Raw genomic sequence first — 11,993 nt, forward strand, 5'->3', positions numbered from 1 at the left:
AGACAACACGAAGGGGCGGTGACCGGGAAACTGGTCACCGCCCCTTCGGCATGCTCAGCAGAGCGGGGTCGTCAGCACTCGATGACTGGGCTGCCGACTTCGGTGAAGACGCCCAGTGAGTCCTGGACTCCTTCATCCTGGTTCTCGCCGGGCTGCTGCTCACCGCGGGCAGCCTTTCTGACGGTACGCCAGGCGGTGCGCACCGCAGGTGGAGTGCTGCGCCTCAGCCCTTGACGCAGATGACCTGCTTGAGCTTCGCGACCACCTGCACCAGGTCCCGCTGCTGCTCCATCACCTTCTCGATCGGCTTGTACGCACCCGGAATCTCATCCACGACGCCGGAGTCCTTACGACACTCCACACCCCGCGTCTGCTCCTCCAGGTCCTTCGTCGAAAAGCGCCGCTTCGCCGCGTTCCGGCTCATCTTCCGACCCGCCCCGTGCGAAGCCGAGTTGAAGGACGCCGGGTTTCCGAGACCCCTCACGATGTACGAGCCCGTGCCCATCGAGCCCGGGATGATCCCGAAGTCGCCGCTGCCCGCCCGGATCGCGCCCTTACGCGTGACCAGCAGGTCCATACCCTCGTACCGCTCCTCCGCCACGTAGTTGTGATGGCAGGAGATCACCGGCTCGAAGGTCACCTTCGCCTTCTTGAACTCCTTGCGGACCACGTCCTGGAAGAGCGACATCATGATCGCGCGGTTGTACTTCGCGTACTCCTGCGCCCAGAAGAGGTCGTTCCGGTACGCGGCCATCTGCGGGGTGTCCGCGATGAACACCGCCAGGTCGCGGTCGATCAGGCCCTGGTTGTGCGGCAGCTTCTGGGCCTCGCCGATGTGGAAGTCCGCGAGCTCCTTGCCGATGTTCCGGGATCCGGAGTGCAGCATCAGCCAGACCGCGCCGGACTCGTCCAGGCAGAACTCGACGAAGTGGTTTCCGGAACCGAGCGTTCCCATCTGCTTCGTCGCACGCTCCTGACGGAACTTGACCGCGTCGGCCACCCCGTCGAACCGCGCCCAGAAGTTGTCCCACCCCGCCGCTGGGAAGCCGTGCAGCTGTCCCGGGTCGACCGGGTCGTCGTGCATCCCCCGGCCGACCGGGATCGCCTGCTCGATCTTGGAGCGCAGCCGGGAAAGATCTCCGGGCAGGTCGTTCGCGGTCAGCGAGGTCTTCACGGCCGACATACCGCAGCCGATGTCGACACCCACCGCCGCCGGGCAGACCGCTCCGTGCATCGCGATCACCGAGCCGACCGTCGCGCCCTTGCCGTAGTGGACGTCCGGCATCACCGCGAGGCCCTTGATCCAGGGCAGCGTCGCGACGTTCCGGAGCTGCTGCATCGCGCCGCTCTCGACCGTCGAAGGGTCCGCCCACATCCGGATGGGGACCTTCGCACCCGGCACCTCTACGTACGACATACTTCCTCAATTCCCCCGAAACACCATGAAAAGTCTAAAGCGCAAAAGCCGGAGCCCAAGCCCGCATATGACTCAACGGACCGGCATCCACGGCCGTGCGTGCGATAGACATTGTGTTCATCGGCCGCTCTCGCGCGGCAACCGTTTTTCCTCTCGAAGGGAGCCTGGGACCGTGCAACGAAAGGCGTACGTACCCGGCCTCGCGGTGCTCCTCGTGGCGCTCCTCGCCGGCTGCACCGCCGACAGCGGCACCGACGGCTCCGCCATCGACTCCAAGGCCGGGAAAACCACGTCCTCCGTCGCGCAGCCCGGCAGATACCGCACCCTGCGTGAGCCCTGCGGCTCCGTCCCGGGCTCCACGCTCAAGGACCTGCTGCCCGGCGCCGCCGAGCTGCCCGAGGAGCAGCGGCAGAAGATCTTCCGCGGCACGTCCGCCGTCACCTACGACACGGACCGCCGGGTCGGCTGCAGCTGGAAGGCCGACTCCCCGGACGCCTCCCACCACCTCAGCGTCGACTTCGAACGGGTCGTCTCGTACGACGGGGCGGTGAGCGACGACGACCGGGCGCAAGAGGTCTTCGCCACGAAGCAGGACGCGGCCAACCTGCCGATCCCCGCGAACAGCGCCGCCACCGACGCCGACGGCAAGCAGAGCCTGGTGTCCCCGCCCCCCACCCCCTCGACCTCGAAGCCCGCGACGGGCACTCCGGCCGGCACGCCCTCGGGAACCCCGGGCGGAACCCCCAGCGGCACCCCCACCGGCACCGCCGACGGCCTGCAGCCCCGTGTCCTCGACGACCTCGGCGACGCCGCCTTCCTCGATGACGTCCTCACCGGAGCCGGGGCCGGATCCACCGCCCAGCGCCGCACCGTCAGCGTGGTCTTCCGCACATCGAACGTGATCGTGACCATCGTCTACGGCGAGCAGGCCGCCCGTACGACAGAGGTCCCGGACAGCAAGGAACTGCAGGACAAGGCCCGGAGTCTGGCCCGCAAGCTCGCCGAGGAGTTCAGCGGCTGACCCGCTGTGCGGACGGGTTGCGATGTGGCGTACGTATCGGGAGACAGTCCCACGGAAGGGCCGGGTCCGCGTACCGTGGCCTGGCCGACCGGACCGACCGCAGACTGTCGACCGACATCGACCGACATCGACTGAAGGAACCATGCACCGTTCAGCCCCGCGACTCACCCGCATTCTCGCCTGTGCCGCCGTCCCGGTGATGCTCGTCGTCGCCGGTTGCTCGTCGTTCTCGGACTCCGACAGCAAGAAGGACTCGGGCTCGGACTCGTCCTCCTCCGCCACCTCGCAGGGCGGGCAGAAGCCCGCGGCCGTCGACCCGGCGAAGTACGCCAAGCTCCCCGAGCCGTGCAAGTCGATCTCCGCGAAGACGATCGCGAAGCTGGTCCCGAAGACGAAGACCAAGGCGGGCACGGCCGGAAAGTCCTCGGACACCACCAGCCGCGGCAGCTGCTCCTGGAACGGCCTGGACGACAACGGCGTCAAGGGCTCCCAGTACCGCTGGCTCGACGTCTCCTTCCTCCGCTACGAGTCCGAGCAGTCGCTCGGCGTCAGCGGCAAGAAGCGCGCCGAGGACAACTACGCCAAGGAAGTCGCGAACACACAGGCGACCGAGGGCGCGAAGAAGGTCCGGACCTCGCCCGCGAGCGGCGTCGGCGAGGCGGCCACGGCCATTGGCTACGAACTGACCAAGACCGGCGAGGACTTCACCTACGCCACGATCGTGACCCGTGTCGACAACGTCGTGATCACGCTCACCTACAACGGCACGGGCTACGCGGGCGCCAAGTCCCCGTCCGCCTCCGACCTGACGGAAGGCGCTGTGGCGGCGGCCAAGGAGGCCGTGGCCTCGGTGGGCACCGCCAACAAGTAGGTTCCGGCCAGAGCCTGTTGACGGATCCGGCCACCCCGACGTACCCCCGGTAGCACCCGACGAGGGTCGCCCGGAGGGGCGGGCTCCGTAAGCATGTGCCAGGCTGTGCCCGCTGGAATCGAATACGGGAGGGGATCGCGGGTGGCCGCGATGCAGCTGACACGCACGCACCGCATACTCATCGGGCTCGTCGTCACGGGCGCGGTCATCATCGCCGCGATCGGATTCGCGGGCTCGTACGCCGCCGTGCGCGAGCTCGCCGAGAGCAAGGGCTTCGGCCGCTTCTCCCTCGTCTTCCCCATCGGAATCGACGCGGGCATCTGTGTTCTGCTCGCCCTCGACCTGCTGCTGACCTGGCTGCGCATCCCCTTCCCGCTGCTGCGCCAGACGGCCTGGCTGCTGACCGTCGCGACGATCGCCTTCAACGGCGCGGCCTCGTGGCCGGATCCGCTCGGCGTCGGCATGCACGCGGTCATCCCGGTGCTGTTCGTCGTCTCGGTCGAGGCAGCCCGGCACGCGGTGGGCCGGATCGCGGACATCACGGCCGACAAGCACATGGAGGGCGTCCGCCTCACCCGCTGGCTGCTGTCCCCGATCCCCACGTTCATGCTGTGGCGCCGGATGAAGCTGTGGGAGCTGCGCAGTTACGAGCAGGTCATCAAGCTGGAGCAGGACCGGCTGATCTACCAGGCGCGCCTGCAGGCCCGCTTCGGGCGGAGCTGGAAACGCAAGGCGCCTGTCGAGTCGCTCATGCCGCTGCGCCTGGCGAAGTACGGCGTGCCGCTTGCCGAGACGGCTCCGGCGGGGCTGGCCGCGGCGGGCGTTGAGCCCGCGCTGATTCCGCCGGCGCCGCGGCAGTCGCAACAGCAGCAACCGCAGCCGGAGCTGCCGCGGGGCCAGGAGTGGGCACAGGAGCCCGAGCGCGAGCAGTACGAGCCTGAACAGTACGGGCCCGAGCAGTACGAGCAGCCGTACGAGCAGCCGTACGAGCAGGAGCAGCAGGAGCAGCCGTACGAGCAGGGCCCCGCCAACCACGAGAGCCCGTGGTTCGCCGCGCCGCAGGTCCCGCAGGAGGCGTACCAGGAGGCGTACGAGAAGGCCTTCGACCCGACGTACGTGGAGGGCCTGGAGCCCACCGCCGTCCGCGTCCCCGCGGGCCCGGGCCGCACCCGCCCCCTCGGCGGCATGGTCCCCGGCCAGCGCGTCGAGGCCCCCGCGCCGGAGCCCGTCCAGGAGGAGTTCCCGGAGCCGCCCGCCGACACGGAGGAGTTCAGGGAGCTGGCCTATCCGGTCTTCCAGGCGTACGTGAACCAGCACGGCGCGTTCCCGAGTGCGGAGCAGCTGGACATACACCTGACGGACGGCCACGGGGTGCGGCACCCGCGGAGCGCGGCGCTGCTGCGGCGGCTGATGCCGGAGTTCAAGAACCGGTTCCAGGCGGAGCTTGAGGCGGAGCACATCGCTTGAGCGGGGAGTTTCCCCCACCCCGCCCCTTCCCGGAACCGGGGCTCGGCCCCAGACCCCGTTAACCGGGGGCTCCGCCCCCAGACCCCCATACGCCCTTCGGGCGTGTCCTCAAACGCCGGACGGGCTGAAATGTGCGGCCGAGCCGCACATCCAGCCCCGCCGGCGCTTGAGGCGCGGTCCCGGGCACGAAATTCAGCCCCGCCGGCGTCTGAGGCGCGGGGGTCCGGGGGCGGAGCCCCCGCAAGGGGTCCAGGGGCGAGCCCCGGTTCCGGGAAGGGGCGGGGTGGGGAACAGGCCCGCCGCAGGCGCCCCCTACGTCCCCCTACGCCCCCAGCAGCTTCCGCACCCGCTCCGCCCCCACCGCCAGCAACAGCGTCGGCAGCCTCGGCCCCGTGTCCTTGCCCACCAGCAGGTGGTACAGCAGCGCGAAGAACGTCCGCTGCGCCACCTTCAGCTCCGGCGTCGGCTTCGCGTCCGGCTCCAGGCCCGCCATCACCTTCGGTACGCCGTAGACGAGCGTCGTCAGGCCGTCCAGGGACCAGTGCGTGTCCAGGCCTTCCATGAGCAGCCGCAGCGACTCGCGGCCCTGCTCGTCGAGCGACGACAGCAGCTCCGTATCGGGCTCGGAGCGCACGACCGTGCGCGCCTCCGCCGGGACCTGCGACGTGATCCAGTTCTCTGCGCGGTCCAGCCGGGGCCGGGCCTCGTCCAGTGAGGACAGCGGGTTCGACGGGTCGAGGTCGCTCAGGATGCGGATCGTCTGCTCGTCGTGCCCGGCCGTGATGTCGACGACCGACGCGAGCGTGCGGTAAGGCAGCGGCCGCGGCGTCCGCGGCAGCTCTCCCGCCGCCGTGCGAGCGGCGCGCGAGTACGCCGCGGCGTCCGCCGCCAGCGCGGTCCCGTCCGCGACCTTGCTCTCCAGCTTGTCCCACTCGTCGTAGAGCCGCTGGATCTCCTGGTCGAAGGCGATCTTGAAGGACTGGTTCGGCTTGCGGCGCGCGTACAGCCAGCGCAGCAGCTGCGGCTCCATGATCTTCAGCGCGTCCGCAGGCGTCGGCACGCCTCCGCGCGAGGACGACATCTTCGCCATCCCGGAGATCCCCACGAACGCGTACATGGGACCGATCGGCTGCACTCCGTCGAAGATGTCGCGCACGATCTGCCCGCCGACGACGAACGACGACCCGGGCGAGGAGTGGTCGACACCGCTCGGCTCGAAGATCACGCCTTCGTACGCCCAGCGCATGGGCCAGTCGACCTTCCAGACCAGCTTGCCGCGGTTGAACTCGCTCAGCCGCACCGTCTCGCCGAAGCCGCACGCCGTGCAGACGTAGGTCAGCTCGGTGGTCTCGTCGTTGTACGAGGTGACGGTCGTGAGGTCCTTCTGGCACTGCCCGCAGTAGGGCTTGTACGGGAAGTAGCCCGCGGCGCCACTGCTGCCGTCGTCCTCCGCGGCCGCGCCGGATCCCTCCGCCGCCTCCAGCTCCGCCTCGTCGAGGGGCTTCTGCGACTTCTTCGCGGGCGCCTTCTTCGTGCGGTACTGGTCGAGGATCGCGTCGATCTTCGCCCGGTTCTTCATCGCGTGCAGGACCTGCTCGCGGTACACACCGGACGTGTACTGCTCGGTCTGGCTGATGCCGTCGTACTCGACGCCCAGCTCGGCCAGGGACGCGGTCATCGCGGCCTTGAAGTGCTCGGCCCAGTTCGCGTACGGAGAGCCTTCCGGCGCGGGCACCGAGGTCAGCGGCTTGCCGATGTGCTCGCCCCACGAGTCGTCCACACCGGGCACCCCGGCCGGAACCTTGCGGTACCGGTCGTAGTCGTCCCAGGAGATCAGGTGCCGGACCTCGTACCCACGCCGCCGGACCTCGTCGGCGACCAGGTGCGGGGTCATCACCTCGCGCAGATTGCCCAGGTGGATCGGGCCTGAGGGCGAGAGGCCGGACGCGACGACGACCGGTTTGCCAGGCGCACGTCGCTCCGACTCGGCGATGACCTCGTCCGCGAAACGGGAGACCCAGTCGGTCTCGGTGCTGCTCTGAGCCACGATCGGCACGTCCTTGAATGCTTGGGGTTCTCTTGGGTTCTCGACAGGCGTCGTACGCCATTGTCCCAGACGGAACGGCTCCCTCTGAGGTTGCTCATCACCGTGCTGATTCCGGGGATAAATCCGAGGAGAAAGAGGTTGCTGCCCCATGGGACACTTGACAACCGAAATAACCCTCCCGACGAGACTCGACAAGAACGGAAGCTCATGGCCTCGGTCCCTTCCCTCGCTTCGACCGTGCAGCAGCGCCTCGCGGACGCCCTCTCGGCAGCTCTGCCGGAGGCCGGTTCCGCCGATCCCCTGCTGCGACGTAGCGACCGGGCCGACTTCCAGGCCAACGGCATCCTGGCGCTCGCCAAGAAGCTGAAGGGCAACCCGCGCGAGCTGGCGGCCAAGGTCGTCGAGGGCCTGCCCCACGGTGACCTGCTGAAGGAGATCGAGGTCTCGGGCCCCGGCTTCCTCAACATCACGCTCACCGACGAGGCGATCGTGAAGACCCTCGCGGCGCGCGCCGCCGACGACCGGCTCGGTGTCCCGTACGCGCAGAACCCGGGCACCACGGTCATCGACTACGCCCAGCCGAACGTGGCCAAGGAGATGCACGTCGGCCACCTGCGCTCCGCGGTGATCGGCGACGCGATGGTCCAGATCCTGGAGTTCGCGGGCGAGAAGGTGATCAGGCGCCACCACATCGGCGACTGGGGCACCCAGTACGGCATGCTCATCCAGTACCTGATCGAGCACCCGCACGAGCTGGACCACGAGAGCGCCGAGGAGGTCACCGGCGAGGAGGCCATGTCCTCCCTGAACCGCATCTACAAGGCTTCGCGCGCGCTCTTCGACTCCGACGAGGCGTTCAAGGACCGCGCCCGTAACCGGGTGGTGGACCTGCAGGCCGGGGACCCCGAGACGCGTGCCCACTGGCAGCGGTTCGTCGACGAGTCGAAGATCTACTTCTACTCGGTCTTCAACAAGCTCGACATGGAGATCCACGACGCCGACATCATCGGCGAGTCCGGCTACAACGACATGCTCGACGAGACCTGCCGCCTCCTGGAGGAGTCGGGCGTGGCGGTCCGCTCCGAGGGTGCGCTGTGCGTGTTCTTCGACGATGTGAAGGGACCGGACGGCAACCCGACCCCGCTCATCGTCCGGAAGAGCAACGGCGGTTACGGCTACGCGGCCACCGATCTGTCCGCCATCCGCGACCGGGTGCAGAACCTCAAGGCGAACACGCTCATCTACGTCGTGGACGCCCGGCAGTCCCTGCACTTCAAGATGGTCTTCGAGACCGCCCGCCGGGCGGGCTGGCTGAACGACGAGGTCAAGGCCGTCCAGCTGGCGTTCGGCACGGTGCTCGGCAAGGACGGCAAGCCGTTCAAGACCCGTGAGGGCGAGACGGTGCGGCTGGTGGACCTGCTGGACGAGGCGATCGAGCGGGCGACAACGGTCGTGCGCGAGAAGGATGTCCAGAAGCAGCTCACCGAGGAGGAGATCGCGGAGCGCGGCACGCAGGTGGGCATCGGCGCGATCAAGTACGCCGACCTGTCCACGTCGGCGGCGCGGGACTACAAGTTCGACCTGGACCAGATGGTGTCGCTGAACGGCGACACGTCCGTGTACCTCCAGTACGCGTACGCCCGTATCCAGTCGATCCTCCGGAAGGCGGGCGAGGTCAGGCCAGCCGCGCACCCGGAGCTCGAACTGGCCGCGGCGGAGCGGGCGTTGGGTCTGCATCTGGACCAGTTCGGCGAGACGCTGACGGAGGTGGCGGGCTCGTACGAGCCGCACAAGCTGGCGGCGTACCTGTACCAGCTGGCGTCGCTGTTCACGACGTTCTACGACAAGTGCCCGGTCATCAAGCCCGCGCCTGCGCGCGAGGTCGCCGAGAACCGCCTGTTGCTCTGCGACATGACAGCCCGCACGCTTCACCAGGGCATGGCGCTCCTCGGCATCCGCACCCCCGAGCGTCTCTGACCCTCAGTCCCCTGAGGGTCTCGTACGACAGAGACCCTCAGGGCGCGGGCTGCTCGACCCACGCGCTCTTGTCCGGCCAGTACGCGTACTCGGTCCGTCCGTTCATCGCGCTCGTGCGGAACGGCTTCCCGCCGTCGTCGACACGCACCGTCCCGCGCCGGTCCCCGCTGCTCCAGTCGAGCTCCAGGTACCAGCTGACGTCGTGTCCCTCGGTGTGGACGTCCAGATTGAGCACCTGCGGATCGTCGGACGCGACCTTGTACGGGAAGTCCTTGGCGGGCACGACGGTGTCGCCGTCCTGCCCCGCCACGGGCTTCACCGGCGGATGCCCGGCATCCAGGTCGATGTCGAAGGTCTGCGGGGTGATGCCCCCACCGCAGCCGTAGGACATCGAGTACGCCTTCCAGTCGAGGGGTGCGCTGCGCGCAACGACCCGTACATGCACGGCGTTCAGCACCACCGAGTCCGCCGTCTTGCCCGTCGCGGTCAGCTGAAGCAACATGTGGCCGCCGTCCACCCCGCCCAGCGCACGTGCCCAGCTCCGGTTGTCCTGCGGCGCGGGCGGCGGCGGGACCGCGTCGGGGGCCTGGTCCAGCAAGTAGTACTGCCCGCAGGGCTCTTCCCAGTTGTACGAGCTGACGCCCACCCGGAGCGGTACGCCACCCGTCGCCGCGGGCGTGGCCCGGCGGCTCGGAGCAGACGAGGCCGACGGGCTCCCGCTCGGCGACGTGCTCGGGGAAGGGCTCCCGCTCGGCGAGGCGCTGGGGGGTGCGGTGCGTGGTGCGGTGGTGCGTGACGGGGCACGGGCTCCGGAGACGGCGCCCGACCTCTTCCCGCCCTCGTCCCCGTCGGCGGCGTGAACGGCGACGAAAGCTGCGGGCACGGCGAGGGCGACAACGGCCCCCGCGGCAAGGGCGATTCGCATCCGGTTGCGGTCGCGGCCGCGCGGCGCGACGTCGGCCTCGTCGGCGACCTCGGGCTCCGTGGCATCGACCGGAACTTCGGCCTCCAGGGCCTGTGGAACCTCTGCCCGTGCCCGCTTCCGCGCGCCGTCCGCCAGAATCCAGCGCCGGTGCAAGTCCACCAGCTCGTCCGGCGTCGCCGCGCACAGCCGCGCGAGCCGCTCCACGGGGGCGTAGTCGGTCGGGACGGCGTCGCCGTTGCAATACCGGTGCAGCGTGGACGTACTGACGTGGAGCTTGCCCGCCAGCACGCCGTAGCTGCGTCCGGAGCGGTCCTTGAGTTCCCTGAGCAGGGCCGCGAACTCCTCGGCCTCTGGCGTCGCCACTGCTGTGTTCCCCCTCGTGAGCCCTGCCGACTGTCCCGGAACGCCGTTCCAGGGACGTGAAATCCGCCCAGGTCAGAGTACGGGGAAGCATTCCAGCATCCCCAATGGTTCAGGGCCTGTTGCGGCCGGAATCCGCCGCGGCCCAGCCTGTGATCAATGCGAAGCCATAGCCGCGACAGCCTCATTGATGCCGTGGCGGCACTCGTACTGATCGCGGCGATCGCGATCGTCACGGCCCTCATCTGCCGCCACTGACCCACAGACCGACCACGGGGAGAACCGAACACCATGCGCAACACCGCCGTAGCCGCCACCGCTCTGCTGGCCGCCCTCTCACTGACCGCGTGCCAGTCCGCCGACGACGACGCAAAGAAGCCCAGCGCGTCGGCCCCGACCACGAGCGCCCCCGCGGCCGACAAGACCGGGCCCACGACCGACGCCAAGACGCCCGCCGCGGACACGGCCAAGCAGCCCACGACGGGCACCAAGCCCACCTCCGCGGGCAAGGGAAGGACCGGCGGTGGCACCGGCACTGACACCGGCCCCGTCACCACCGCCTGCACCGACGCGAACACCAAGGTCACCGTCACCAAGGTGAGCCGCCCCATCAACCATCTGCTGCTCACCGTCACCAACACCGGCTCCAAGGCGTGCAACGCCTACCACGCTCCGTTGCTCCGCGTCGACGAGGGCCAGGCCGTCACCCGGATCATGGACGAGAGCCGGCCGCAGGCGGTCGTCACACTCTCCCCCAGGCAGTCCGGGTACGCGTCGATTCTCCTGTCCTCCGCCGACGGCAGCGGCGAGAACGGGCGTACGGCAAAGACCCTCGGAGTCTTCTTCGCCCCGCGCGACGGCTCCGGCTCCATCGGCAACCCCCACGTGCTCACCCTCCCCGCGAACACGTACGCGGACGACACCGTGGCCGTCAGTTACTGGCAGAGCAGCATGTCCGACGCGCTCACGTACTGACCCGCACCGCGTATTGAGGCACGCCACGCGACAGCCCCCACCGGTTCCCCGGCGGGGGCTGTCACCGCATTCCGGTCACCTCAGGGGGTGCGACATTCTGCCCGAGGCTTCGTCGATCTCCACATGAGCCTTCTGCAGCAGTTGCGAGGCGATGTCCATGAGCGCCCGCGCGCCCGAGATCTCCTCGCCGACCCGGAGCTGTTCCGGGTCGGAGTGGTGACGCTGGGCATTACCGTGGCCGCGGATTTCCGTGCCGTCGCTCAGTCTCACCATGGCGGCCGCCCTGGTCCGGTCGCCTTCTTCCTGGAATTCCATCTCAACGTGCCATCCGACGAGTGTCTGCATGGCGGATCACCTCCAGCGGTACCTCTCCAGAGTGCGCCGCCGGGCCCGTGATCACCACATCACTGACCGAATGGCGCGTACCCGACTTATTACGCTCAAGCGCTGACGGCGAACTCGCACCACACGATCTTCCCGGGATCGCGCTCGCCGACCCCCCACTTGTCGGCGAGCGCGGCCACGAGTAAAAGCCCTCGCCCCGACTCCTCGTCCGGCTCCCGTACCGCCGGCAGCCCGCCGCCGCTGTCGTGCACCTCGATGCGCAATGCTCCGTCCCCGTCCCCGTAGAGCCACAGCTTCAGCCGGTACCCGCGCCCGGGCGGCACACCGTGCACGAGGGCGTTGGTGGCCAGCTCGCTCACACAGAGCAGTACGTCGTCCATACGCGCGCCGAGCCCCCAGTCGGTCACGGCCGTGCGTACGAACTCCCTGGCCGCGGGAACGGATCGCCGCTCGCGCCGGTAGAACTGCTCCCGCAGACAGGGCTGTTGAATCACGTCGTCCATGAGACGAGCGTCACTGACTGTGACTACGGTGGTGCAGTACGCGAGCCCGTACGGGAATTTCGTACGGGCCCGAAGTGCGTGACGT

Annotated in this window: 10 protein-coding genes; 5 read left to right on the forward strand and 5 right to left on the reverse strand. The window is 69.0% G+C overall.

Annotated features, from left to right (window positions below):
* Window positions 1-223: 223 nt before the first annotated feature.
* Complete coding sequence (locus OG905_RS17845; protein WP_328671788.1) at window positions 224-1,417, reverse strand: RtcB family protein; 1,194 nt, start codon at window positions 1,415-1,417, stop codon at window positions 224-226.
* 172 nt (window positions 1,418-1,589) lie between these two features.
* Between OG905_RS17845 and OG905_RS17850 the strand changes: the two genes are divergently transcribed.
* From OG905_RS17850 to OG905_RS17860, 3 genes are all read left to right on the forward strand, one after another.
* Window positions 1,590-2,438, forward strand: a complete 849-nt coding sequence (locus OG905_RS17850; protein ID WP_328671790.1) for a DUF3558 domain-containing protein — start codon at window positions 1,590-1,592, stop codon at window positions 2,436-2,438.
* A 142-nt stretch (window positions 2,439-2,580) separates the two neighbouring features.
* A complete protein-coding gene (locus OG905_RS17855; RefSeq protein ID WP_328671793.1) occupies window positions 2,581-3,309 on the forward strand; it encodes a DUF3558 family protein in 729 nt (242 codons plus the stop codon).
* Window positions 3,310-3,450: 141 nt separating this feature from the next.
* Entirely contained in the window at window positions 3,451-4,776 is a 1,326-nt protein-coding gene (locus OG905_RS17860; protein ID WP_328671794.1) for a DUF2637 domain-containing protein, read from the forward strand.
* 322 nt (window positions 4,777-5,098) lie between these two features.
* Here OG905_RS17860 and lysS read toward each other — a convergent pair whose 3' ends face one another.
* On the reverse strand, window positions 5,099-6,832 hold the full coding sequence (lysS, locus tag OG905_RS17865; protein WP_328671796.1) for a lysine--tRNA ligase: 1,734 nt from the start codon (window positions 6,830-6,832) through the stop codon (window positions 5,099-5,101).
* Window positions 6,833-7,030: 198 nt separating this feature from the next.
* On the opposite strand from lysS, the gene argS reads away from it, so the two are divergent.
* The gene (gene argS / locus OG905_RS17870) at window positions 7,031-8,800 is read left to right on the forward strand and encodes an arginine--tRNA ligase (protein WP_328671799.1); all 1,770 of its coding nucleotides are present in this window, start codon (window positions 7,031-7,033) and stop codon (window positions 8,798-8,800) included.
* Window positions 8,801-8,837: 37 nt separating this feature from the next.
* On the opposite strand, the gene OG905_RS17875 is transcribed toward argS, so the two are convergent.
* Window positions 8,838-10,088 carry a helix-turn-helix domain-containing protein gene (locus OG905_RS17875; protein ID WP_328671801.1) on the reverse strand — a complete coding sequence of 417 codons (1,251 nt, stop codon included), beginning with the start codon at window positions 10,086-10,088 and terminating at the stop codon, window positions 8,838-8,840.
* Between the two features lie 288 nt (window positions 10,089-10,376).
* On the opposite strand from OG905_RS17875, the gene OG905_RS17880 reads away from it, so the two are divergent.
* A complete protein-coding gene (locus OG905_RS17880; RefSeq protein WP_328671803.1) occupies window positions 10,377-11,060 on the forward strand; it encodes a DUF4232 domain-containing protein in 684 nt (227 codons plus the stop codon).
* Between the two features lie 75 nt (window positions 11,061-11,135).
* Here OG905_RS17880 and OG905_RS17885 read toward each other — a convergent pair whose 3' ends face one another.
* Together OG905_RS17885 and OG905_RS17890 are read right to left on the reverse strand one after the other, a co-directional pair.
* Entirely contained in the window at window positions 11,136-11,405 is a 270-nt protein-coding gene (locus OG905_RS17885; protein WP_328671805.1) for a DUF1876 domain-containing protein, read from the reverse strand.
* A 95-nt stretch (window positions 11,406-11,500) separates the two neighbouring features.
* The gene (locus OG905_RS17890) at window positions 11,501-11,908 is read right to left on the reverse strand and encodes an ATP-binding protein (RefSeq protein ID WP_328671807.1); all 408 of its coding nucleotides are present in this window, start codon (window positions 11,906-11,908) and stop codon (window positions 11,501-11,503) included.
* Between the last annotated feature and the right edge of the window lie 85 nt (window positions 11,909-11,993).

The organism is Streptomyces sp. NBC_00322, from assembly GCF_036147535.1.
GTDB lineage: Bacteria > Actinomycetota > Actinomycetes > Streptomycetales > Streptomycetaceae > Streptomyces.

Bases quoted from the DNA above. Each gene is read 5' to 3' on its own strand.
- OG905_RS17855 (WP_328671793.1), top strand. From the start codon at position 2,581: ATGCACCGTTCAGCCCCGCGACTCACCCGCATTCTCGCCTGTGCCGCC.
- OG905_RS17890 (WP_328671807.1), bottom strand. From the start codon at position 11,908: ATGGACGACGTGATTCAACAGCCCTGTCTGCGGGAGCAGTTCTACCGG.
- OG905_RS17885 (WP_328671805.1), bottom strand. From the start codon at position 11,405: ATGCAGACACTCGTCGGATGGCACGTTGAGATGGAATTCCAGGAAGAA.
- OG905_RS17845 (WP_328671788.1), bottom strand. From the start codon at position 1,417: ATGTCGTACGTAGAGGTGCCGGGTGCGAAGGTCCCCATCCGGATGTGG.
- OG905_RS17880 (WP_328671803.1), top strand. From the start codon at position 10,377: ATGCGCAACACCGCCGTAGCCGCCACCGCTCTGCTGGCCGCCCTCTCA.
- argS (WP_328671799.1), top strand. From the start codon at position 7,031: ATGGCCTCGGTCCCTTCCCTCGCTTCGACCGTGCAGCAGCGCCTCGCG.